Source organism: Aquabacterium sp. (assembly GCF_036273115.1).
In the GTDB taxonomy this organism is placed as follows: Bacteria; Pseudomonadota; Gammaproteobacteria; order Burkholderiales; family Burkholderiaceae_C; genus Aquabacterium.
Genome location: NZ_DASUIN010000019.1, coordinates 160071 through 182860, shown reverse-complemented (window position 1 = coordinate 182860; position 22790 = coordinate 160071). Strand labels below are relative to the sequence as shown.

20 protein-coding genes and 1 tRNA gene are annotated in these 22790 nt (G+C 60.6%); 10 read left to right on the top strand and 11 right to left on the bottom strand.

Going from position 1 to position 22790, the window contains the following annotated elements:
* Window positions 1-52 precede the first annotated feature (52 nt).
* The 4 genes from VFW72_RS07790 to VFW72_RS07775 all read left to right on the top strand — a co-directional run bounded on the left by VFW72_RS07790 (window position 53) and on the right by VFW72_RS07775 (window position 4580).
* Window positions 53-712, top strand: a complete 660-nt coding sequence (locus VFW72_RS07790) for a HupE/UreJ family protein (RefSeq protein WP_329673716.1) — start codon at window positions 53-55, stop codon at window positions 710-712.
* A 38-nt stretch (window positions 713-750) separates the two neighbouring features.
* Window positions 751-1056: an urease subunit beta gene (locus VFW72_RS07785; protein WP_329673715.1), complete on the top strand. Its 306-nt coding sequence runs from the start codon at window positions 751-753 to the stop codon at window positions 1054-1056.
* Window positions 1057-1076: 20 nt separating this feature from the next.
* Complete coding sequence (ureC, locus tag VFW72_RS07780; protein WP_329673714.1) at window positions 1077-2804, top strand: urease subunit alpha; 1728 nt, start codon at window positions 1077-1079, stop codon at window positions 2802-2804.
* A gap of 204 nt (window positions 2805-3008) precedes the next feature.
* Window positions 3009-4580 (top strand): methyl-accepting chemotaxis protein, encoded by a 1572-nt coding sequence (locus VFW72_RS07775; protein ID WP_329673713.1) that lies wholly within the window; start codon window positions 3009-3011, stop codon window positions 4578-4580.
* A gap of 13 nt (window positions 4581-4593) precedes the next feature.
* On the opposite strand, the gene VFW72_RS07770 is transcribed toward VFW72_RS07775, so the two are convergent.
* Window positions 4594-4995 carry a YkgJ family cysteine cluster protein gene (locus VFW72_RS07770; protein WP_329673712.1) on the bottom strand — a complete coding sequence of 134 codons (402 nt, stop codon included), beginning with the start codon at window positions 4993-4995 and terminating at the stop codon, window positions 4594-4596.
* 83 nt (window positions 4996-5078) lie between these two features.
* Between VFW72_RS07770 and ureE the strand changes: the two genes are divergently transcribed.
* Genes ureE through ureG form a run of 3 tightly spaced genes read left to right on the top strand, consistent with a single transcriptional unit; the run spans window position 5079 to window position 7156 of the window.
* Complete coding sequence (gene ureE / locus VFW72_RS07765) at window positions 5079-5771, top strand: urease accessory protein UreE (RefSeq protein WP_329673738.1); 693 nt, start codon at window positions 5079-5081, stop codon at window positions 5769-5771.
* 9 nt (window positions 5772-5780) lie between these two features.
* Window positions 5781-6515: an urease accessory protein UreF gene (locus tag VFW72_RS07760; protein WP_329673711.1), complete on the top strand. Its 735-nt coding sequence runs from the start codon at window positions 5781-5783 to the stop codon at window positions 6513-6515.
* Complete coding sequence (gene ureG, locus VFW72_RS07755) at window positions 6512-7156, top strand: urease accessory protein UreG (protein ID WP_329673710.1); 645 nt, start codon at window positions 6512-6514, stop codon at window positions 7154-7156. Before VFW72_RS07760 ends, ureG begins: the two co-directional genes overlap by 4 nt.
* 20 nt (window positions 7157-7176) lie before the next feature.
* On the opposite strand, the gene VFW72_RS07750 is transcribed toward ureG, so the two are convergent.
* Together VFW72_RS07750 and VFW72_RS07745 are read right to left on the bottom strand one after the other, a co-directional pair.
* Window positions 7177-7251: transfer RNA gene (locus VFW72_RS07750), tRNA-Arg, on the bottom strand.
* Between the two features lie 29 nt (window positions 7252-7280).
* Complete coding sequence (locus VFW72_RS07745) at window positions 7281-9683, bottom strand: lyase family protein (RefSeq protein WP_329673709.1); 2403 nt, start codon at window positions 9681-9683, stop codon at window positions 7281-7283.
* A 503-nt stretch (window positions 9684-10186) separates the two neighbouring features.
* Between VFW72_RS07745 and ccoG the strand changes: the two genes are divergently transcribed.
* Entirely contained in the window at window positions 10187-11641 is a 1455-nt protein-coding gene (gene ccoG / locus VFW72_RS07740) for a cytochrome c oxidase accessory protein CcoG (protein ID WP_329673708.1), read from the top strand.
* A gap of 3 nt (window positions 11642-11644) precedes the next feature.
* Here ccoG and VFW72_RS07735 read toward each other — a convergent pair whose 3' ends face one another.
* The 5 genes from VFW72_RS07735 to VFW72_RS07715 all read right to left on the bottom strand — a co-directional run bounded on the left by VFW72_RS07735 (window position 11645) and on the right by VFW72_RS07715 (window position 17911).
* The gene (locus VFW72_RS07735; RefSeq protein WP_329673707.1) at window positions 11645-13237 is read right to left on the bottom strand and encodes a sensor domain-containing diguanylate cyclase; all 1593 of its coding nucleotides are present in this window, start codon (window positions 13235-13237) and stop codon (window positions 11645-11647) included.
* Window positions 13238-13243: 6 nt separating this feature from the next.
* The gene (locus VFW72_RS07730; protein WP_329673706.1) at window positions 13244-13681 is read right to left on the bottom strand and encodes a hypothetical protein; all 438 of its coding nucleotides are present in this window, start codon (window positions 13679-13681) and stop codon (window positions 13244-13246) included.
* A gap of 10 nt (window positions 13682-13691) precedes the next feature.
* Window positions 13692-14960 (bottom strand): hypothetical protein, encoded by a 1269-nt coding sequence (locus VFW72_RS07725; protein ID WP_329673705.1) that lies wholly within the window; start codon window positions 14958-14960, stop codon window positions 13692-13694.
* Between the two features lie 81 nt (window positions 14961-15041).
* Window positions 15042-17510: a methyl-accepting chemotaxis protein gene (locus VFW72_RS07720; RefSeq protein ID WP_329673704.1), complete on the bottom strand. Its 2469-nt coding sequence runs from the start codon at window positions 17508-17510 to the stop codon at window positions 15042-15044.
* Window positions 17511-17647: 137 nt separating this feature from the next.
* Entirely contained in the window at window positions 17648-17911 is a 264-nt protein-coding gene (locus tag VFW72_RS07715; RefSeq protein ID WP_329673703.1) for an H-NS histone family protein, read from the bottom strand.
* Window positions 17912-18072: 161 nt separating this feature from the next.
* Between VFW72_RS07715 and VFW72_RS07710 the strand changes: the two genes are divergently transcribed.
* Window positions 18073-18828 (top strand): metallophosphoesterase family protein, encoded by a 756-nt coding sequence (locus VFW72_RS07710; RefSeq protein WP_329673702.1) that lies wholly within the window; start codon window positions 18073-18075, stop codon window positions 18826-18828.
* Window positions 18818-20236: a bifunctional serine/threonine-protein kinase/universal stress protein gene (locus VFW72_RS07705; protein ID WP_329673701.1), complete on the top strand. Its 1419-nt coding sequence runs from the start codon at window positions 18818-18820 to the stop codon at window positions 20234-20236. Before VFW72_RS07710 ends, VFW72_RS07705 begins: the two co-directional genes overlap by 11 nt.
* Window positions 20237-20261: 25 nt before the next feature.
* Here the strand turns inward: VFW72_RS07705 and VFW72_RS07700 are convergent, their stop codons facing one another.
* From VFW72_RS07700 to VFW72_RS07690, 3 genes are all read right to left on the bottom strand, one after another.
* Window positions 20262-20639 carry an immunoglobulin domain-containing protein gene (locus VFW72_RS07700; protein ID WP_329673700.1) on the bottom strand — a complete coding sequence of 126 codons (378 nt, stop codon included), beginning with the start codon at window positions 20637-20639 and terminating at the stop codon, window positions 20262-20264.
* Window positions 20640-20807: 168 nt separating this feature from the next.
* Window positions 20808-21629 (bottom strand): NAD(P)-dependent oxidoreductase, encoded by an 822-nt coding sequence (locus VFW72_RS07695; protein WP_329673699.1) that lies wholly within the window; start codon window positions 21627-21629, stop codon window positions 20808-20810.
* A gap of 63 nt (window positions 21630-21692) precedes the next feature.
* On the bottom strand, window positions 21693-22610 hold the full coding sequence (locus VFW72_RS07690) for a phytanoyl-CoA dioxygenase family protein (RefSeq protein WP_329673698.1): 918 nt from the start codon (window positions 22608-22610) through the stop codon (window positions 21693-21695).
* Window positions 22611-22790 lie beyond the last annotated feature (180 nt).

The window sequence follows — 22790 nt, the reverse complement described above, 5'->3', positions numbered from 1 at the left end:
ATTCACCCCCACATTGGGCTGGTTTGAATCAAGCCAGCAACAGGAGATCGAGATGAACAAGCCTCTGATTCAACGTGTTGTAGCCACCGCCTTGGCTGCGGCCCTGAGCACCCCCGCTTTGGCGCATCTGGGCGCAGCCGATGGCAGCCACGTCGCGCACGACACCCTGGACAGCTTCGTGAGCGGTTGGGCCCATCCATTTTCTGGCTTTGACCACCTGGCTGCCATGGTCAGCGTGGGGTTGTGGAGCGTGCTCGGCTCGCCAGCGCGGGCCAACTCCAGCGCCACGTGGTCGGCCACCTGGCAACAGCCTGTCGCTTTCGCCCTGACATTGCTCGTGGGCGCCATCGCGGGGATGGCAGGTTTGAACCTGCCAGGCATCGAGCCCATGATTGCGGCATCCCTTCTGGTGCTGGGCCTGATGGTGGCTGCCCGATCGTCGTGGCCAGCCCAAGCCTCGGTCGCCCTGGTGGCTGGCTTTGCCTTCTTTCATGGTCTTGCCCACGGCCAGGAATTGCATGGCGACGCGCTGGCCACGCTCGCTGGCATGGTGCTGTCTACCGCGTGCCTGCATGTGGCCGGCATGGGTGCAGGCTGGGCTATGCGCGACGCGGCCCACCCCGTTCGCCGCTGGATGAGCCGTGCGGTTGGCGCAGCCGTGGCCCTGTTCGGTCTGAGCCTGCTGGCGCCTGCCGTAGCAGCCGTGCTGTGACCAACTGTTCACCAATTTGCGCAGCATAGGAGCCCCCAATGATTCCAGGCGAGATCCTCACCGACGGCCCCGATCTGGTGCTGAACCCGGGCCGACGCACCCTCACCCTGACCGTGGAGAACACCGGCGACCGGCCCATTCAGGTTGGCTCGCACTACCACTTTGCCGAGACCAACGGTGCCTTGCGATTCGATCGCGCTGCCGCTCAAGGCATGCGACTGAACATTGCTTCTGGTACCGCCGTTCGCTTTGAACCCGGCCAGCAGCGCACCGTGGAGTTGGTTGACTACGCTGGCCAACGCATTGTTTACGGTTTCCGGGGCCTGACCCAGGGATCGCTCTGAGCCACCAAGGATTGACCCACATGGCAAGCATTGATCGACGCGCCTATTCTGAAATGTTCGGCCCCACAGTCGGCGACCGCGTCCGCCTGGCCGACACCAACCTGGTCCTCGAAGTGGAACAGGACCTGACACTCCGAGCTGGCGGATACGGAGAGGAAGCCAAGTTCGGAGGAGGCAAGACCATTCGCGATGGCATGGGGCAAAGCCAGGTCCCCAACGGCCCCGGCCCCATGGAGGCGGCTGACTGCGTGCTGACCAACGCCTTGATCCTGGATCACTGGGGCATTGTCAAAGCCGACATCGGCATCAAATCGGGCCGCATTTTCAAGATTGGCAAAGCCGGCAACCCCGACGTTCAGCCTAGCATTGACATCGTGATTGGCCCTGGCACCGAGATCATCGCAGCCGAGGGCATGATCGTCACAGCCGGAGGCATCGACACCCACATTCACTTCATCTGCCCGCAACAGATCGAAGAGGCGCTCAACAGCGGCGTGACCACCATGATTGGTGGCGGCACGGGCCCAGCCACTGGCACCTTTGCCACCACCTGCACCCCCGGCCCCGACAACATCGCGATGATGCTGCGAGCCGCCGAAGCCTTCCCGATGAACCTGGGCTTTCTGGGCAAAGGCAATGCCAGCCAGCCTCAAGCGCTGCGTCAGCAAATTGATGCCGGGGTGATCGGTCTGAAGCTACACGAAGACTGGGGCACCACGCCCGCCGCCATCGACACGTGCCTGAGCGTGGCGGAGGAAAGCGACATCCAAGTCGCGATTCACTCAGACACGCTCAACGAGTCTGGCTTTGTGGAGGACACCATTGCGGCCTTCAAGGGGCGCACCATTCACAGTTTTCATACCGAAGGCGCAGGCGGCGGACACGCACCAGACATCATGAAGGTCGTGGGCGAAGCCAATGTGCTGCCCTCCTCCACCAACCCCACCCGCCCCTTCACGGTCAACACCATTGACGAGCATCTCGACATGCTGATGGTGTGCCACCATCTGGATGCGTCGATTGCCGAAGATCTGGCCTTTGCAGAAAGCCGTATTCGGCGCGAGACCATCGCAGCAGAAGACATCCTGCATGACCTTGGCGCCATCAGCATGTTCAGCTCTGACTCGCAGGCCATGGGCCGAGTGGGTGAAGTCATTCTGCGCTGCTGGCAAACCGCCCACAAAATGAAGGCGCAACGCGGCAAGCTGCCAGGCGACACCGACCGCAACGACAATGCCCGCATCAAGCGATACGTGGCCAAATACACCATCAACCCCGCACTGGCCCATGGTGTCGCACACGAAGTGGGCAGCATCGAGGAAGGCAAATGGGCCGATCTGGTCTTGTGGCGCCCGGGCTTTTTCGGGGTCAAACCCAGTCTGATTCTCAAGGGTGGCTTCATTGCTGCGGCGGCGATGGGCGACCCGAATGCATCCATTCCCACGCCGCAACCGGTTCACTATCGCCCCATGTTTGGCGCATTCGGTGGCGCGGTGGCACGGACCTCCCTGACCTTCCTGAGCCAGGCTGCAACCCGCGCCGGTGTGGCGGACCAGTTGGGCCTCAAAAAGCGCATTGCAACTGTGCGTGGCTGTCGCACGGTCAAAAAGGCCGACATGATTCACAACCATTACATGCCGGTCATGGAAATCGATGCGCAGACTTACCACGTGCGGGCTGACGGCCAACTGTTGACCTGTGAGCCCGCCACGTCGTTGCCGATGGCGCAACGCTATTTCCTCTTCTGATTGCACCCAACAAACGATGACAAGCTGATGACAGTTTCGAGTCATTGAACCGAAACTGTCGGCAGCTCACGCAATTGGCCATTGACGCCAATGTGAGACTGAATTCACACGAACCCTGCACCGATAAGGGGCTGCGGGGGTCATTGGATTGCCATTCAATGACCTCCCGGCCGTCAGCCCCTTTTCTCTAGCAGTAGGTTCATCGTGCATTTCTCCCTGCAACTTCGTGACTGGAAGGTCGGCACCCGCCTGACCGTTGGCTTTGGTCTGATCCTGACCCTGTTGATGGTCGTGGCCATCCTTGGGTTCACAGCCATTCACCAAGCTCGTGCGCTGCACGAAACCTTCGAACGCGCGATGGTATTGCGCAGCCAAAGCGACGCCCTGCAAGAACAGCTGGCCCTCGACCTGACGCGCAGCCAGGCCATCATTCGATCGGTGGGCATGCCAGAGGTGGCCGACCGTTTCAAACCAGAAATGGCCCGCGCCGATCAAACGATTGGCAACCTGCTGGAGGCCATGTCCAATCAACCCCACGCCCAGGTTGAACTGGCGACGCGGAAACTCGCGCAGCACCATCAGCTGTACCGCCAGCGGCGAGACGAAGTGCTCCACCTCGTAGAGCTGGGGCAAACGATTGAAGCCAACGAGCGAGAACAAACTGCACTGGCTCCTCTGGCCCAATCGGTTCAACGCGACGCCGACACCTTGATGCAACTGGTGTCGGACCATACCCGCCAGACACAAGCGCATTTCCTGCAGACCACGGCCACCTCTCGCACCCTCATCGTGATTCTGACCGTGATGACACTGATCGGTGGCATGTTCTGGGCCTGGCTCATTGCCCGCTCCATCAGCCGCCCAGTGCAAACCGCCATGCGCATCAGTGAGGCCATTGCCCAAGGGCGCTTGACCCAGCATGTCCGCGAAGTGAATGCCCGCGACGAGATGGGGCGCATGCTGCAGTCCATGCGAAAAATGCGCGACGGTCTGGTGAACTTGACCAGCGAAGTTCGCGCGCAATCAGAACAACTGGCTCAAACCTCGGTGCAGGTCGCCTCGGGCGCCGAGGCCCTCGCACGCAGCTCGACCCACCATGCCGCCGTGTTGTCAGAATCCAGCCAGGTCTTGCATCAGATCGAAGCTGAAATTTCGACCAGCCTGACGCAAACCCACGAAGCCAGCGACCTGGCCCTGACCGCCCGAGACGTGGCCCAGCAAAGCCGCCAGGCCATGAGTGAGGTCATTGACACCATGCGCGGCATTCATGCGTCAAGCCAACGTGTTGCAGACATCATTGCCGTGATCGACAGCATTGCCTTTCAAACCAATATCCTCGCTCTGAACGCCGCCGTCGAGGCCGCCCGTGCCGGCGAACAGGGTCGTGGTTTTGCCGTGGTCGCGACCGAAGTCAGGTCGCTGGCCCAGCGTTCGGCTCACGCAGCGAGGGAAATCAAGCAACTCATCACCGACAGCGTGGAACGTGTGGGCCAGGGCACCGATCTGGTCAACCGCACCGGCACCACCATCGAATCATTGCGCAGCACCATCACCCAGGTGGCCAGTTTGATGGAAACCCTCAGCCAGACCAGCGTGCAGCATGCCCAAGGCATCAGCCATGTGAAGCAGACCGTGCAGCGGCTGGACTCAGCCACGCAAAGCAACATGGCGTTGATGACTCAGAGCACCCAGGCCGCCGCCAGCATGAAGGAACAAGCTGGCCAACTGCTGACTGCCGTGGCGGCTTTTGAAACACCGACAAGCGTGCCGGCCTGAGCTGCCAAACCGATCAGACGCCCTCTTTGGCCCGAAACGCGCAATAGCCCGGACGCGGACCCACCTGTGGGTGGCTGCGACAGGTATGAGGGCGCTTGTCGTAGATCGTGCACCGCCGGGTCTTGGCATCGAGAAAGTGGCAATCGCCACTGGCTCGGCGCGCCAGCGTGAACAGGTTGTATTTGTTGTGAAAGCGTGCGACCACACCAGACTTGATCAGGCGCTTGGCAATCTGCTTGATGTCTTCGTGTTCCGCTTCAAAGGGATCGACCAATTCCATGCGAACCAGGTCCGACAGCTTGACCTCCAGCGGCATGGTGCAGCAAGACGCCACGCAGCGGTCACACATGCCGTTGCGGTATCGACTCCAGGTATCAGGGCGGTCAACGTCGACCAGGTAAATCGAAGGTTTCACGGGCGCGGAGTCTAGCAGAGCAACGCCATTTCGCTGCGTGGGTACACTTTGTGCTTGTCCTGAACCAGCGCATTTTGACCACCATGCTGACCATCAACAAACTCATTCCTCAAGGCCGGGGCTTGGCCTCCGTGCTCGTTCGCCGAGCCGCCACCGTGGCGCTGGACTGGGACGTCCGCCAGAAAAGCCGTTTCGACGCCACCGACTCCCAGGGCCGAACCCTGGGGGTGTTCCTGCCCCGAGGCACCGTGGTGCGGGGTGGCGACGTGCTGGTGGCCGAAGACGGCTCCCTGATTCGCGTGGAAGCCGCCGCTCAGCCGGTGCTGCGCATCACCGCTTGCGCAGAACACGGCAGCCCCTTCGACCTGACGCGTGCCGCCTACCACTTGGGCAATCGGCATGTGCAGATCGAGTTGCAGCCCGACCACCTCAAGATCGAACCTGATCATGTGCTGGCTGACATGCTCCGCGCCATGCACCTGACGGTCAGCGAGGAAGTGGCCGCATTCGAGCCTGAGGGTGGCGCCTATGCTGCAGGTGGCCACAGCCACGGGCATGGACACGATCATCATCCCCACGCGGCCGAGCACTCGCACGGCGCCGATGCAGGCCACGTGCATGGACCCGGCTGCGGGCACGACCATGGTGAGCATCATCATGGGCATGAACACGCCGCGGCCCCCCAGCCGACCACACGCGGCAAACCGCTTGGCATAGCCATCAAATCCGAAGCCAAGCCACATGTACATGGCCCTGGCTGCGGACACGACCACTGATTGGTTCTGATGCCCAAGGTCCGTTCCGCCCCCATTCCCCTGAGCCCCAGCATCCGCCTGCAGTTGATGTGGCTGGCCTCGCCTGCCCTTCCCGTTGGCGGCTTCAGCTATTCCGAAGGGCTGGAAGCCGCTGTGGATACCGGCCGAGTCCAGACGGAGGCACAAGCTGCCCACTGGCTGTTGTATCAGCTTCAACTCAGCCTGGCTCGCTCTGACATGCCGGTTGTGGCTCGGGCCGTGCCGGCCTGGCTGCGCGGCGATCTGGCGCGCATCAGTGAACTCAACGAATGGGTGACCCAGACCCGTGAAACCAGCGAGCTGCGTCTGCAAACCGAGCAGATGGGGCGCTCCCTGGTGGAATGGCTGCGCAACAATGGGCAACAAGACGAACGCACCGCTGCCTGCGCCAGCCTGAAGCCCGCCCCCACATGGCCCGTGGCCTTTGCTTTGGCGGTGGCGCAATGCATCCCCAAGGGCATGCCACCCCCACCTCAATTGGTGGAGGAAGCCTTGCTGGCCTACGCCTTCGGATGGGCTGAAAACATGGTGCAGACCGCCATCAAGGCCGTGCCATTGGGCCAAAGCGCCGGGCAACGCATTCTGCAAGCCCTCACCCAGGCCATTCCCTCGCTGATTGAATCAGCCTGCCAAGTGACCGACAGCCAACGGCAGGCCTTCACCCCCATGCTGGCCATTCTCAGCGCCCAGCACGAATCCCAATACTCTCGACTGTTCCGATCATGACCGCTCTGCATCACATTCCAGGCCGAACCAAGAAACTGCCCCCCTTGCGCGTGGGCGTGGGCGGGCCCGTTGGCTCCGGCAAAACCACCCTGCTCGAAATGCTGTGCAAGACCATGCGCGAGCAGTACGACCTGGTCGTCATCACCAACGACATCTACACCAAGGAAGACCAGCGGCTGCTAACCGTCGCTGGTGCGCTCGACCCCGACCGCATCATGGGCGTAGAAACCGGTGGCTGCCCGCACACCGCGATCCGAGAAGATGCCTCCATCAACCTGGAGGCGGTGGACCGCATGTTGGCCAAGTACCCTAACGCCGACATCGTGTTCATCGAATCGGGGGGCGACAACCTGGCCGCCACGTTCAGCCCCGAGTTGAGCGACCTGACCATCTACGTGATTGACGTGGCTGCAGGTGAAAAGATTCCGCGCAAAGGTGGCCCAGGCATCACCAAGAGCGACCTGTTCGTGATCAACAAGACCGACCTGGCACCCCATGTGGGCGCCAACCTGGAAATCATGGAAGCCGATACCAAGCGCATGCGCCCCACCCGACCTTTTGTGATGACCAACCTGAAGACCCGTTCAGGACTGGATCAGGTCATTGCCTTCATCGAAGAAAAAGGCATGCTCAAGGCTTGATCTGATTCAGGGCTCACCGGTGGTCCCCCAGCCCGGAATCGAACCAGGATTTGACCCTTAGGAGGGGCCTGTCTTATCCATTAGACGACTGGGAGACTCAGCCCGCCAGTTTAACGCCTGTTCATCATGGAACGATGCCGGGCTTGAGCATGCGTCGCGGATCAACCCAAGCGTCGTACTCTGCGCCCGTGATGCCCCCCACTTCGAGGGCAGCATTGCGCAGAGGCAGCCCGGCCTTGAGGGCGTGCTTGGCAATCGTCGCGGCACGATCGTAGCCAATATGAGGGGTTAGCGCGGTGACCAGCATCAGCGATTGCGCAAGCAGCCACTGAGCATGCTCTGCATTGACCTCGATTCCGCCAATGCAGTGCTCGGTAAGGCTGGCCATGACATCACTCAGCAAGCGCAGGCTGTGCAAGACGTTATGAGCAATCAGCGGCTTGTAAACATTCAGCTCCAGTTGCCCCTGGCTTGCTGCAATGCCGATTGCCACGTCGTGCCCCATCACCTGAGCGCAAACCATTGTCAGAGCTTCAATCTGCGTCGGGTTGACCTTGCCGGGCATGATTGAACTGCCCGGTTCGTTGGCAGGCAAGTGCAATTCACCCAGGCCGGCCCGGGGCCCGCTGGCCATCAAGCGAATGTCGTTGGCAATTTTGTTGAGGGCGATGGCGAGCATCTTGAGCGCACTGTGCAAGCCAACCAGAGGCTCATGCCCCGCCAAGGCGGCAAACAGGTTGCTCGCAACAGTGAAGGGCTCGCCCAGCCGTTGCGCCAATCGGGCCGCAACCCGCTCGCCAAATTCCGGATGGGTGTTCAGCCCCGTGCCCACAGCGGTGCCCCCAATGGCAAGGGCATGGACCGCTGGCAAGGCGCTTCGCACTGCCGCCTCTGCGATGGCAAGCTGAGCATCGTAGCCACCAAACTCCTGGCCAAAGGTCATGGGCGTGGCATCCTGCAAGTGGGTACGGCCAATCTTGATCAGGTCTGCAAACGCCTGCTCTTTGGCCTGCAAGGCCGAGCGCAATCGCGTGAGGGCTGCCAACAAAATGCGACTCTGCCTCACCGCAGCGACGTGCATCGCCGTCGGAAAGACATCGTTGGATGACTGCCCCAGATTCACGTCATCGTTCGGATGTACGCAACGCGCAGCACCCAAGCCCCCGCCCAGCGAGAGGGACGCGATGCTGGCGATCACCTCATTCACGTTCATATTCGTCTGTGTGCCTGAGCCCGTCTGCCAGACGACCAGGGGAAACTGCGCATCAAACTCCCCGGCAGCCACGCGGGCTGCTGCTGCAGCCACGGCGTCGGCCTTGGCGGCTTCGAGCAACCCGAGCTCACCATGAACCTGCGCCGCCGCTTGCTTGATCTCTGCGAGCGCATGAATGATTTCGAGCGGCATCAGCTCATGCCCGATTGAAAAATGGCGCCGGCTTCGCTCCGTCTGCGCCCCCCACAGCGCCGCAGAATCGACCTCAATGGGCCCGAAGCCATCTGTTTCAAGGCGCGTTGACGCCATAGCGGGCACATCGGGATGCGGCAACGCGGCAGCCAACTGCGCCATCATCAGTGGTTTGGGCACAAATGCGGTCATTCCAATGGCTTCGCAGGCCTTTGATATGTCGGGTTCGTCACGCGCGGTGGTCGCAATGATGGGAACAGGCGTGCACATTCCCCCATCGTGCGCTTCGTAGCGGCGAATCCTCTCGGTGGCCTCCATGCCATCCATGACCGGCATGTCCACGTCCATCAGAACCACGTCGGGTCGATACCGTTCGAAGTACTCAACAGCTTCGCGCCCGTTTTCCGCCATATCGGATTCGAATCCCAGAACGTGCAGCATTTCTGCCGCGAGGATGCGATTGATGAGGTTGTCGTCGACAACCAACGCGGTTGGCATGGTCCGAGAGTCGTCGCGTCGCTCTCGCTGCGAGGCCCTGTTACGGGTCGCTTCCAATGTGGCTGCAAGCTCCTTGATCTCCCGAAGGTCGGCTGGGCTGAACGGAACCTTCCTGATCTCGATACCCGGGGCAGCTTGGGGGCCAACTCCAGAAGACTCGTCGTGAACACCATAGATGACTCGGCACTGCGGACTCCATGCACGCCGTACCTCCGACAACATGTGCGGACTCATCTCCTTCTGTTCGGTCGCCATCACCAAAGCGGGCTCTAACCTGTTTTTGCTCCCAGCCCAAAAGGCCAGGGCATCGTCCAGGTTGGCGAACTGGCGCACATACCAACCGTCTCTTTGAAGGCGGGTCGCCAGCAGCGCTTCCTCTTCCGAAAGCTCGCCAATCAACCAGGCGGAGACCGTGGCCAACTCGTTGAGGTAAGCGGGCTCAATCTCGGGCCCGTCATGGGGCAAAGTCAAACTGAGTTCAACGACGGCCCCCTCTCCGGATGAAAGGTGAACGTGGCAGTCCGCGTCAGTGCCCTTATCAAAGTACGACAGGATTCGTGGCGAACACAAGCTGACTGTTGCGTCCTCTTGATTGGATGAGGCCTCCGAAGAGGTCTTCAGCATGCCCGACAGCCTACTAAGATCGGTCGGACCGGATGTAGCCGTGTAGGCAAACTGTACTGTCACCCTGGCCTGATCAATAGAAAGTGACCAGCAGTGGACGGACAGAAACAAGGATCCGTGTCCGTAACCGGCTTGCCCCAGTCCGCCCCACACGATGTCATTCACACATTGCGTCAAGTTCCGAACATCCTTGTCCGGAAACATCGTCAGCCCCTGATAGTCAAAATAAAGCGTCGAGCCCTGCTGAGAGGCTCGCCCTTGCAAGTCTTGCGTGACCGCAGCCAAGGCATCCCCTAGGCTGGCAAGACCACCGACAGTGTTGGGCGAATTGGGCACGGAGAGGTCCTTGAAGCCGTTTCAACATACACCCGTAGGGTCAGTTACACAAGCCATGATCTGAGATGCCGCAAAGGCCAATTCCCTATGAACTGTGGGCCATGAACATGTGCTGAAAATAAATGTTATGGTTCTGCGCCTTGCCGCCCCTTGACAGTCGACCACACATGAGCGCCAAACCGAATCGCGTCATCCCCATTCAGCCGGTAGGCTCCCATGCCCAAGGGGTTTCGCTCTTTCAGGCGCACAAAACGATCCATCCACGTACAGCTCAAGGGCTCTTTTCAAGTTGGCGTTGGGTATTCGTTTGGCTGACTCAGATCGTTTACTACGGTCTGCCCTGGTTGAGCTGGAATGGCCGCCAGTCGGTGTTGTTCGATCTGAACACCCGCCGCTTTTACCTATTTGACCTGGTTCTCTACCCACAAGACTTCATCTACCTGGCGGCCTTGCTGGTGCTCAGTGCCCTGGCGCTTTTCTTCTTCACTGCGGTAGCGGGACGCCTGTGGTGCGGCTTTGCCTGTCCGCAAACGGTCTACACCGAAATCTTCATGTGGATCGAAAAGCGCTTCGAAGGCGAGCGACTGGCACGCATCAAGCTGGACGCAGCCCCCTGGTCCTTTGACAAGGCCTGGCGCAAAGGCGGCAAGCATCTGGCCTGGGCCGTGTTCAGCCTGTGGACCGGGCTGACCTTTGTGGGTTACTTCACCCCCATTCAAGCTCTGGTGGCAGAGACCACCAGCTTGGCACTGGGGCCCTGGGAAGCCTTCTGGATCGTGTTCTACGGCATGGCGACCTACGGCAATGCAGGCTTCCTGCGCGAGCAAGTCTGCAAGTACATGTGCCCCTATGCCCGCTTTCAGGGTGTGATGATCGACGGCGACTCCTTGATCGTGGGCTACGACACCACTCGGGGTGAAAACCGTGGCTCGCGCTCCAAGTCGGCCGACCGTGCCAAGCTGGGCCTGGGCGACTGCGTGGACTGCACGATGTGCGTCCAGGTCTGCCCTGTCGGCATCGACATTCGCAACGGCTTTCAGATGGAATGCATTGGCTGCGGCGCCTGCATCGATGCCTGTGACACAGTGATGGACAAGATGAACTATCCGCGCGGTCTGATCCGGTTCACCACACAGAACGGACTGCAGCATGGTTGGAAGCGCCCCGAACTGTTCCAGCGGGTACTGCGCGCCCGCACCCTGGTCTATGGTCTGGCGCTGCTGGTCGGCGTGGGATTGCTGGCCGCCAGCCTGGCCACCCGCGATCCGTTCCGAGTCAGCGTGATTCGCGACCGTGGCGTGATGGCGCGCATGGTGGACGATGGCGACGTGGAGAACATCTACCGACTGCACATCATGAATGCCATGGAAAACCCGCAGACCTATCGGATTGATGTCTCTGCACTGCACGGCGTCAACGGATTGCGCATCGAAGACGCGCAGGATGTGAAGCTGGGACCGGCAGAAAGCCGCGATGTGTCAGTGCGGGTCCGACTGGCAGGCCAGGTGGCAGCCAGCCGCTCGGGTCAGATCCTGCCAATTCAACTGGGTATCGAGCAGCTCGGACACTATGGTCAGTCGATCCGTGTGCTCGAGAAGAGCACCTTTGTGATCCCGCGCTGAGGATCAGCCCTGCGGCGAATAAGCCAGCGCGTAGGCGTTTTTGCCTGAGTGCTTGACGCCGTACATGGCCTCGTCTGCCGCAGACAGAATCTGCTTTCGGTTGGGGCCGTGGATCGGGTAGCAGGCAATGCCCACGCTGGCCCCCACATAAGCCACCTGCCCGTCGTCCAGGATGATGGGCTGGCACAAAGACTCGACAATGTCGGACGCAATCTGGCTGAGCACCGGGTCAGCGGGGCCAACACCATACAGACCGGCCACGAACTCGTCGCCCCCAATGCGCCCCACCAGGTCAGACGAGCGACGCAGCGCCGAACGAAGCCGGTTGGCACATTCAATCAAGACCAGATCGCCCGCTTTGTGGCCGAGGCGATCATTGACTTGCTTGAAGCCGTCAAGGTCGATGTACAGCACGCTGACCGGCACATGGTTCACCGTGGCTTCGGCCATGAAGTGATCTAGCGCGACATCGCAGGCAGCACGGTTACGCAGTCCGGTGAGGCTGTCATGTTCGGCCTGATGCTGAGTGTGGGCCTCGGCGCGTTTGCGCTCGGTGATGTCGTACATCACGCCCTCGATCCAATGGGAATCACCCTGCACAGAAATCAGGCAATGCACCCATCGCGGCAAATCGCCGTGGTGTATCAACTCGAGATCATCAGACACGGTTTCGCCGCAGCGGGCCGCCTCATCAATCAGGTTGAGCGCCCGGTCAGGCCGCGCAAACACCTGACGAACGAAATCCTTCGCCTTGAGGCGCTGCATTTCATCAAGTTTGACCCCCAGAACCCTCAGAGCGGTCGGGTTGCAATTGATGAGGTGACCATCCCTGCCTAGCACGAAAATGCCCGCGCTGCTGGAGTCAAAGATCTGACGATATTGGGCTTCCATCTCTTCGATTTCGGCACGCAACTCGCGCTCCTTGTTCAGAGCCAGATGGTTGGATCTCAACAAGGCGTTGGCGCCATCTACCAGCGAGCCGATTTCGTCGTGCTCATGTCCTGGCAGCTGCCCCAGTTCCTCGGAAGTACCCGGCTTCATCGTGCGCAGCAAGCTGGCCAGTCGCACAATGGGCTTGGACACCAGTTGGTTGCCCAACCCGAAAATCAGCAAGGCAAGCACCACGCTTTGGGTCACGAACATCCATGCCAGTGCCTTCGCATCGGCGCGCGCGGAGTTCTCCATATGCACGTTGTCCGCTGTCACACGAATCCGCCCGACCTTCTCACTGCGATCGAATGGCGAAAGCAGGTCGCGCGAAACAACCTCGCCAGCCATTTTCTGCACGCCGTCCCGCACAGAACGACGGGTCACCAGCGGATGGCCTGTTGTGTCAAGCACCTCGACCTGAGCGACCAGTTCGTGCTGGGCAATCCCATCAATGACTTCCTGAAGCAGTACACGGTCTTGCGCATAAGCCCCGATCGAGGCCGACTTCTCGACTGCGGTGATCAGACCGTTGACGGTGCCACGACCGGCCGCCAAAGCACGCTCATAGCCCAAGCCATACGACACCACGGCTGCGACAATCGCCAGCACGGTGGTGATCAGCACCACAGCCATCATGAAGCGAACCTGCAATCCGTGCCGACGCATCACCACTTATCGCCCTTCCTTGATCGTCATCACGACCCGCAAGCCTTTGTCGGCCGGTTCCTGCGCCACGTAGCCAATGGCCCCGGGGTTGCGCTTGACCATGTCCATCACGGCTTGCTCAGACTGCAGCAACTGCGGTGGCATCACCTGCCCGGTGAACATCAAACGTGACCAATAGCTGTTCAACTGGGCTTGACTCATGCCGGTCAGCGCCTGGTAGAACATCACGCGCACGGGGTTGTCGCGAGGCAGGTCGCAAGCCAGCACATAGTCGCCATTGGGGTAGGTGCGAGTACGTCCCATGAACAGATCCACCGCCTCTTTGTGGGTCAGCGGCCTGATGCCATTGCTGGCATTCACCACCACATAAATATCGGCACGAGCCAGCCCACACGCCAGAACGAGCGCTGCAGAACAAGCCAGTTTTCCGATGAGGTTCACCATGCCCGTGTCCTCAGAACGTGAAGTCCACGGTGGCCGAAACGGCATGCGGCTGTGCGGCTCCGAGGCTAGGCCCCACCCACAAACCGCCCCCATTGGCAGAAACCCAGAAGTGATCCCATTGGACCTTCAGCGCTGCCTGGTCGTGAAAGTCCCAACGAGCGCCCAGGGACAAGGAGGTCTGGCGCGCACGCGAGCCATTGATACCGTAGGCCAGGCGGTCACCCAACGCCTGGTAGACCCCACCCAGGGCAGACCAGTCAGGCGAAGAGACCACGCCCAAACGAGACAGGGTCCGACCAGCCATCCCAAACAAGGTCACATCACCAAAACGCCGCCCAACCGACACATAGCCTGATTGAGCCGCACGGGTTCCCGTATTCACACTGACACGGCTGTATTCGGCACTCCAGAGCCAGTCGTCTCGGTCATAGCTCACACCGATTTCGCTGAACAAGGCGGTATCGGTATCCAGGCCCCATTTGCGATCCAGTTCGGCCGCTTTATCCGACACGGCAGGATCGGGGTCGCGCTCCAGCCCACGCAGCAGGCCCAACGCGGCATAGGCCGAAGCAGGCGCCGCAGCCGTCATCCGTGCGCCGCCCAAGGTGGCTCGGAACAACAGACCATCAACCTCTCGGGTCAGCGTCATGCCACCAGCGGAGCGCAGCTTGAAAGTGATCTGGTCAGGACTGACAGCCAAGGTGGCACGCGCGTCTACCGAGCCGGCAAAGGCCTTCAGGCGCCAGCGCGCATCACTCTGGTTCCAGACGTAGCTGACATCGGCGCCATCGATCGAATACAAGGGCAGACCGGCATACAACTCGATGTTGGGACGCACCCAGGGGTAGGCCACGCCCACGTTTCGATAGTCAGACAGGAGAAACAGGTCGGGGCTGGTTCGACCGACACGAACCGTCACATCCCCAACGGGCTTGTATGCGGCAAAAAGCCACTCAACCGATTCAATGGGCTTGCTGCCAGGCAAGCGACGCTTGAGCACCAATTGCGACGCCAGCTCCAGCTTTGGGTTGACTTCGTAGTGCGCTTGCAGGCCCAGGCGGGCATCGGTGTCCCAGGCAAACGAACGGGGCTCGGGATACTGCGCGGCATCGCGCCGCAGGTACCACCCATCCGGAGCAAAGGTCTGGGTGAAACCGAAGGTGCCGAACCCGTTGAGACGCAACGGCGACTGTTGCCCTGCGCCAGTTTCGGCGCGGGCCAGACCGCCCGCGCACGCCAACGAGGCGAGCAAAGGCACGATGCAGAGCAACTTGTTCATACCGCGATTGTGCTGAGGACTATCGGATCGCGAAATGGAAATGTGACCGGAAAACCCGTGTCAGATCAGACCGACACCGGCTTAGGCCACTCGGAAGAAGGCCATCAGCTCCTGCAGCTGTGTGGCCTGTGCAGACAGCTCTTCAGCAGTCGCCGACAGCTGCTCGGAAGCCGATGCGTTTTGTTGCGTGGTCGAGTTCAGCAGGCTCATGGCCGAGTTGATCTGGCTGACCCCTTCGGCTTGCTCGCCCGAGGCGGCTGCAATGCTTCGCACCAACTCGGACGTCTCGTTAATCGACGGCATCATCTGGGTCAGCATCTGCCCGGCCTTCTCGGCCATGTCAACGCTGTTGGCGGCCAGATCACGGATTTCCATGGAAGCAGACTGACTGCGCTCGGCGAGTTTTCTGACCTCAGCCGCCACCACCGCGAAACCACGACCGTGCTCACCAGCACGACTGGCTTCAATGGCCGCATTGAGAGCCAGCAGGTTGGTCTGGTAGGCAATGTCGTCAATGATGGCAATCTTGGCCGCGATGCTGCGCATGGCCTCAACGGTGCGCGAAACGGCTTCGCCGCCTTCGTGCGCCTCATGGGCTGACTTCTGAGCCATTTCGTCGGTCTGCACAGCGTTGTCTGAATTCTTGCGAATCGACGAACTCATCTGCTCCAGCGCTGCGCTGGTCTGCTCGACGCTGGCCGCCTGCCCAGACGCAGATTGAGACAAGGACATGGAGGTGGCAGACACCTGCTCGGAAGCCGACGTCAACTGCTCTGCCGCCGCACGCACGTCGCGAATGGTGTTGCTGATGGTGTCCATCAGCACATTGAAGCTGCTGGCCAGCATGCCGAAGAAGCTGCCACTTTCACTGGAAGCCGCCATGCGATGGCTAAAATCTCCCTGGGTGGCGCCCTCGACCAGACGGCTGACTTCAGCTTCGGCCTCAACCTCTGCTGTGCGGTCTTTCCACTCCACCACCGAGCCCAGACGTTGACCATCGGCTCCCAGAATCGGGTTGGCGGTCAGAGAGAAGGTCAACCCCGCCACCTTCACCTGAGTCTTGTACTCGCCTTGCAAGGCAGCCAGCAAGCGCTGCTGGTGCGCCGGGTTCTTGTGGAAGACATCAAAACTCTTACCCTTGATCTGTCGCGCATCAAAGTGCGGCAAGGCCTGGCGCAAGCGTGACTCGTTGCGCAGCATCATGTCGTCCGCCGACTTGTTTGTGTAGACGATGACGTTGTTGGCGTCGGCGATCATGACGTTGGTCGAACAGCTATCGAGCGCCTGCTTGACTTGCGCATTGACGGCGGCAACGCGGCGCTCCTCGGCCGCAGCCGCGAGTTCGTCAGTCAGATCACGCCATTCGATGACGGTACCCAGGCGTGCGCCACTGGCATCGATCACAGGGTTGAAGCCCAGATTGAACGTGCGGCCACCTATTTCCATGCGCTCCGAATGCGGCTGAGACAGCTGCTCCATCAAGCGACGCTGCCCCACCGGATCGGCATGGAATTGGCAGGCATCGGCCCCCATCAACTCAGCCGGATCGAAGGCGGGCACCCGCTGGCGCAAGGCTGCCTGGGCTGTCGCCAGCATCTTCAAGCAAGACTGGTTGGCATAAATGACTTTGCCTTGGGGGTCTGCCAACATCACATTCGCGGCCGCGACATCGAGTGCCTGCTTGATGCGCTCGCTGATCTGGCGCATGCGCTCGCTTTCGTTGGCTCGCCGAACGGTTTCGGCAAACTCGAAGCCCAGTCGGGTCTGGACACGCTTGATGGCCAACAGCATGCCGGCCAGTTCATCGTGCCCCCAGGCTTCGACCACACCATCAAACTTGCCTTGCGCAAAGCGATCGAGGTGCACCGCGGCCTGCTGAAGCTTGGTGGCCATGGTCCTGGTTTCACGAGACAGCCACCACCCCAGGCCGCAAGTGGCCGCCGCCGCCGCCGCCACGATGCCTGGCTGGTGGAACCAGGCGCCGGCCGCCGCCACAGAGGTGGAGGCCAATGCAGCCAGGGCCACAGCCTTCCCTCGGGCTGGCAAAGAGGCATGCCGCAACCAGCGTGACACAAAGTTGTTTTCCAGCCAGCCGCCATCCATCACGGCCCGGCCTTCGACAATGGACACCCCTTGCGCCTGCCCGGCCCGAATCTGCCGGTACAGCTGTTCATGCTCGGCAATCTGTTCGCGCGTGGGTTTCGTTCTGACCGACAGGTAACCGACGATCTCCTTGCCCTCGAGCAAAGGGGTGGCGTTGGCCACCACCCAGTAATAGTCGCCGTTCTTGCAGCGATTCTTGACCATGCCGGTCCAAGGGCGACCTGAACTCAAGGTATCCCAAAGATCCTGAAAAGCCTCAGGGGGCATGTCAGGGTGGCGCACGATGTTGTGGGCCTTGCCGATCAACTCGTCTTCCTGAAACCCGCTGTACTCCAGGAAGTCCTGGTTCACATAGGTGATGCGACCCTTGAGATCGGTACGTGACACGATGCAAGCGCCTTCGCGCAGCGGCAGCTCTTTGTCGGTCACAGGCAGGTTGGTACGCATGGCGACACCCTTTTGGCAATCTGGTTGCAGAAGACGAAATTCGAACTACAACGTCGATTGTTGACGGCATGCGCCAAACCGAATCCACCGAAATGGACCGGATTTTCAGAAACCCAATGGGTTTTTTCAGCCTGACATCAGGTCGCGATACGTAATTCTTCGACCAGATAACCTTCGCGGATCAGGGCATCGCGAAGCCATTGCGGCTGAGAACCTTCGCCATCCCAGGTCTCACCGGAAACAGGATGGCGGTATTTCGGGCCTTTGGGAGGCAGTTCAGGCTGGGCAACGAGACGCACTGCTTCGTCGTCTGACGCCAGTTCGTGCGCAGAAATCTGCCAGAAATCCACCAGCTGCCGAATCGAACGCAGTACGGCCTGTTGTTCTGCGGTCAAGTTCATGATTCTTGTTCGGGCACCGAAAACAGCACCGTTTGTTTTAGGCCAATGTTAGCAAACTCAAACTGCGGCCATTTTGGGGATATTCAGGATTCGAAATTCTGCCGAGTGTCGAGAGAGCGGAGGAAAATGGATCACAACAGACGCATTCAATCTGCCCTTTCATGAAACTCGCCTTGCTGTCCGACCTGCACGCCAACCGCCAAGCCACCGAAGCGGTGTGGGAACACGCACAAGAGCAAGGCATCAACCAGGTGATTCTGCTGGGCGACTACGTGGACTACGGCGGCGACCCGGCCTGGGTGGTCGATTTCTGTCGCGATCTGGTACGCCAGGGCGCGATTGCCGTGCGCGGCAATCACGATGATGCGCTGAGCCCGGAAACCACCAGCCGCATGTCGGACCATGTGCTGCCCACACTGCAATGGACCGAGTCTCAACTCTCGCCGGACCAACTGGCCTGGCTACGCGACCTGCCCCTGACTGCCGAACTGGGCGACTGTCTGTTCGCCCATGCCAATGTCCACGATCCAGCACATTGGGAATACCTGCACGGCCGCATGGAAGCCAGCCGCAGCCTGTTTGCCACCCATCACCGCTATGTGTTTTGCGGCCACGTGCATGAACCTTGCCTCTATCACCTGTCACCCACAGGCAAATCGGGCGAGTTTTCGCCGGTAGACGCCACGCCCATGCCCTTGTCGCCGGCTCGTCGCTGGCTGGCCATTCCCGGCTCGCTGGGCCAACCGCGCGATGGCAACCCGGCGGCTTGCTATGCCACCTTTGATACCGAGCAAGCGATCCTCACCTACTTCCGAGTTCCATACGACCAGGAAATGGCGGCCCACCGTGTCCTGACCTCCGGCATGCCCGCCCCGGTGGCCCAAGCCCTTGCAGAAAGATTGATTCATGGACGCTAGAACCCCCTTGCAGGCAGGCGATGTCATTGACCAGTTCCGCATTCGAGAGCGGCTGCATCAAGGCGGCATGGCCACCTTGTGGGGCGTGGTGCAGCTCGACGCCCAGGGGCAGGAAACCGGGCCAGAGCTGATCATGAAGGTGCCGCGCATCAAGGGCGGACAGGACCCGGCCACCATCGTCGGATTTGAAGTCGAGCAGATGGTGATGCCCATGTTGCAGGGCCCCCATGTGCCGCGCTTTGTCGCCCGGGGTGATTTCACCAAACAGCCCTACATCGTGATGGAACTGATCCAGGGTGAATCATTGCGCCCTCGCCTGGATCAAGCACCCCTGCCCATCGACGATGTCGCCAGCATCGGCCACAAGGTGGCGTTCGCCCTTCACTCGCTTCACAAGCAACACCTCGTGCACCTCGATGTCAAGCCGAGCAACATCATGTTCCGCCCCACCGGAGAGGCGGTGCTGGTCGACTTTGGCCTGTCGCGACACGATCGACTGCCCGACTTGCTAGAGGAAGAGTTCAACCTCCCTATGGGAACAGGGCCCTACATGTCACCCGAACAGGTCCAGTTTGTACGCAATGACCCGCGCAGCGACCTGTTTGCATTGGGGGTCATGCTCTACCACTTCACCACCGGCGAACGGCCATTCGGCCAACCTACGACTGTGGCGGGCCTGCGCAAGCGGCTCTATACCGAACCCATCCCCCCCAGGCAGATCCGGGAAGACACCCCCCCGTGGCTGCAGGAAGTCATTCTGAGGTGCCTGGAAGTTCAACCGGAAAGGCGCTACCAGACCGCCGCCCAGTTGGCATCTGATCTGCAAAACCCCAGCCAGATCCAACTGACAGCCCGAGCCGAGAAGCGCGGCACGGCCGGCAAGATCAAAACCCTGAAACGCTGGTTTGCGGCCATGGGCGCCGAGCCCAAAACCGACGCCACGGCGAGTGAGCAGGTCGAGCAAAGCCCCATCATTCTGGCCGCGGTCGACACCCGTGGCGCCGCGCCCGAACTACAGCGCAAGCTCCTGGCCACCGTGCGTCGCATTCTGCAAATCGAGCCTGGCGCCAGACTGGCTTGCGTCAGCGTGATGAAGACGAACCGGGTGGGCATGGACAAGCTGACCGACCGGCACGGCAACAGCCTGCATGTGAAACAGTTGGTCGACCTGAAACATTGGGCTCGCCCCCTGGAACAGCAATTGGGGCTGGATGACCAGCGCCTGACGTTTCACGTGCTGGAAGCACCCGACGCGGCACAGGCCATCGTGGAGTTTGCCAACAAGAACCAGGTGGACCACATCGTGATGGGAGCCCGGGGCCACTCGGCCATTCGACGCTACCTGGGCAGCGTGAGCGCGCAGGTGGTGGCCGAAGCGGAATGCTCGGTCACCGTGGTGCGTGCCTGATGCAGAGGCCAGGCGAAACCCGCACTCAGGGCTTGTTGAGCGTCACGTTGACAAACTGACTGATCGCCACGCCAAATGAATTGGACACCGCAACGGTGTACTTGCCTTCGTTGGCAGCCTGAACATTGGCGATTTTCAAGACAGGGGTTTCGGCACCATTGACGATGTTCCCCTTGAACCGCCAGGTGTAGACCAGGATGTCAGAGCCCGTGGCCTCGACCATCAAGGTCAGAGTCTGGCCGGCGGAGATCTTGACCTCCTTGGGCTCGGTTTGCGACATGGTGACGACCACGGGCGCATCAACCGGATAGGCCTGAACCACCGAGGAGTCAGAGTGGATCTTGGGCACCCCTTGGGGCTCAGGGGCCTCACGGCTCCCGCCTCCACAGGAAGTCAATGCCATAGCCCCTCCCAAGGCCATAGCCAGCTCAACCCAGAACTTCAGTCGCAGCTGTCTCACTGCTGTCTCCGTGATTTTTGTCACAACCAGCGTTGGACGATGCCCGACAAACCGAGGGGTGTCAAGGGAGAAACTCCGCCATTGGCAGCCCCCCAATCGGGGGCACAGACGTCAGGGATTGACGTACAGGTCGAGCATGGGTTCTGTTCCAGGTGTGACCAGGTAAGGGTCGAAATCGGTCACGCCGGCCTCACGCAAGACCGTTTCATCGATGAAAAACTGGCCCGTAGCTTCACGGCTGGGGCGGGTCAGAATGACGTGAGCAGCATCGGCCATGATGTCGGGCTTTCTTCCCAGCGTCCCCAGGGTGCTACCGGCAATGTTGAGCGCCGAAGTGGCGATGATGGTGCGCGGCCAAAGCGCATTGACGGCGATGCCCTTGCGGCTGAATTCGGCCGCCAAGCCCATGGCCATCAGGCTCATGCTGTACTTCGAAACGGTGTAGGCCGCGTGCGACTCGAACCACTTGGGCGCCAGATCGATCGGGGGAGACAGGACCAGTACATGAGGGTTGGCGGCCTTTTCCAGAAAAGGCAGACATGCCTGGGTGCACATGAAGGTGCCCCGCACATTGATGTCCATCATCAGGTCGTAGCGCTTCGCCGGCACATTGGCTGCCGTAGCCAGATGGATGGCGCTGGCATTGTTGACGAGGATGTCGATGCCACCAAAATGCGCGACGGCCTCCGCCACCGCCCGCTTGACTTGCTCTTCATCGCGCACATCGACCACCAGGGGCAAGGCCCGCCCGCCCGCTGCCTCGATTTCGGCCGCTGCAGTATGAATGGTGCCGGGCAGACGTGGGTCAGGCTCGGAAGTTTTGGCGGCCACCACGATGTTGGCGCCATCGCGGGCGGCACGCAAAGCGATGGCTTTGCCAATGCCACGGCTGGCACCAGTGATGAACAGGGTCCGTCCGGACAATGAGGTCATGCAGTCAATCCTTGAAAGCGCGCCCGCCCCCCGGGCACATCGATCAAGGTTAACCGACACCCATCACGCGTCGGCTACGGATTTGCTCTGAAACGGCCGCATCAGTTGCATCAGCTTCGGGTGATCCGAAAAGACCCTCTTCAGCCGGGACACGAGCTCCGCCTTGAAGGAATGCTCCGGCTGGTTCGCAATGTAGCGGTACTCGCCATATTGCTCGTACTGCACCCATGGCTTGGCGGTGAACAGGTTGCCAAAGGTCATGGTGGAGGGCAGGAAATGTGCAGTCAGGGTTTTGCGAGAAAAGCGCGAATCGGTGGCTTCCAGTGACCCATGAATGGTGCGCGAGTTCCAGATCAGCACGTCCCCTTTTCTCAGGGCAGGCGCATGCACCATGTCGCGGTTGCGATCCAGAAACGCCTGCATCTTCGCCAACCAGGCCACATGGGTCATGCCAGAGTCATGCAGTTTGACGTTGTGGCTGCCCGGCAAAACATAGAAGCGACCCGCCTCCTCCCGGATGTCTTCCAGCGCCAGACACACGCCCATCAAGTGACCATGAGGTACCGAGTCGAGATGCCACCAATCCTGATGAGGCCCGGTGGCAGGATTGGCGTCAAACAACATGCTGCGCATGAGGTGATGCCGCCCGTGGCCACTGGTCTGTGCCAAACCCTGCTGCAAAGCAGGCGAAAACAGAATATCCAGGGCCGCCTGGCGAAAATCCGGATGTCGTTTGTAGTGATGCACATCCAGAAAGCTCTGCGCCACATGGCCGTGTTCGTTGAACCGGTTGCGCTCGTAAGTGCCACTGCGTTGCCGAAAGAACTTCGCCCTGGAGGACTTGATGTCGCGCTTGAAATAGGCCAAGAAGGCATCGATCAGCGGGGCACTGATCTGGCCAGGCAACACCACATAGCCATTGCGCTGGTAGAAAAGACGATAGTCATCCAGCGATAGCTTCCGTTGGGCCACGCTTGTCATGCATCACTCCTGAATATCTAATAAGGGGGCCTGCAAAGACCCAACCTTCGGGCCGCCAGCCTAAGGGCCCGCCCCGGCAGAGACAATCAGCAGTGATCCGGAAAAGTGCGTCCGAATGTCACAAAGGGAGAAGCTGCGCCACCGCCACCTGTGGCCGTTTAACGGTTCTCACGCTTGATA

Coding starts and splice junctions, on each gene's coding strand:
- VFW72_RS07790 (WP_329673716.1), top strand. CDS start 53: ATGAACAAGCCTCTGATTCAACGTGTTGTAGCCACCGCCTTGGCTGCG.
- VFW72_RS07785 (WP_329673715.1), top strand. CDS start 751: ATGATTCCAGGCGAGATCCTCACCGACGGCCCCGATCTGGTGCTGAAC.
- ureC (WP_329673714.1), top strand. CDS start 1,077: ATGGCAAGCATTGATCGACGCGCCTATTCTGAAATGTTCGGCCCCACA.
- ureE (WP_329673738.1), top strand. CDS start 5,079: ATGCTGACCATCAACAAACTCATTCCTCAAGGCCGGGGCTTGGCCTCC.
- VFW72_RS07760 (WP_329673711.1), top strand. CDS start 5,781: ATGCCCAAGGTCCGTTCCGCCCCCATTCCCCTGAGCCCCAGCATCCGC.
- ureG (WP_329673710.1), top strand. CDS start 6,512: ATGACCGCTCTGCATCACATTCCAGGCCGAACCAAGAAACTGCCCCCC.
- VFW72_RS07745 (WP_329673709.1), bottom strand. CDS start 9,683: ATGCTGAAGACCTCTTCGGAGGCCTCATCCAATCAAGAGGACGCAACA.
- ccoG (WP_329673708.1), top strand. CDS start 10,187: ATGAGCGCCAAACCGAATCGCGTCATCCCCATTCAGCCGGTAGGCTCC.
- VFW72_RS07735 (WP_329673707.1), bottom strand. CDS start 13,237: ATGCGTCGGCACGGATTGCAGGTTCGCTTCATGATGGCTGTGGTGCTG.
- VFW72_RS07730 (WP_329673706.1), bottom strand. CDS start 13,681: ATGGTGAACCTCATCGGAAAACTGGCTTGTTCTGCAGCGCTCGTTCTG.
- VFW72_RS07725 (WP_329673705.1), bottom strand. CDS start 14,960: ATGAACAAGTTGCTCTGCATCGTGCCTTTGCTCGCCTCGTTGGCGTGC.
- VFW72_RS07720 (WP_329673704.1), bottom strand. CDS start 17,510: ATGCGTACCAACCTGCCTGTGACCGACAAAGAGCTGCCGCTGCGCGAA.
- VFW72_RS07715 (WP_329673703.1), bottom strand. CDS start 17,911: ATGAACTTGACCGCAGAACAACAGGCCGTACTGCGTTCGATTCGGCAG.
- VFW72_RS07710 (WP_329673702.1), top strand. CDS start 18,073: ATGAAACTCGCCTTGCTGTCCGACCTGCACGCCAACCGCCAAGCCACC.
- VFW72_RS07705 (WP_329673701.1), top strand. CDS start 18,818: ATGGACGCTAGAACCCCCTTGCAGGCAGGCGATGTCATTGACCAGTTC.
- VFW72_RS07700 (WP_329673700.1), bottom strand. CDS start 20,639: ATGGCATTGACTTCCTGTGGAGGCGGGAGCCGTGAGGCCCCTGAGCCC.
- VFW72_RS07695 (WP_329673699.1), bottom strand. CDS start 21,629: ATGACCTCATTGTCCGGACGGACCCTGTTCATCACTGGTGCCAGCCGT.
- VFW72_RS07690 (WP_329673698.1), bottom strand. CDS start 22,610: ATGACAAGCGTGGCCCAACGGAAGCTATCGCTGGATGACTATCGTCTT.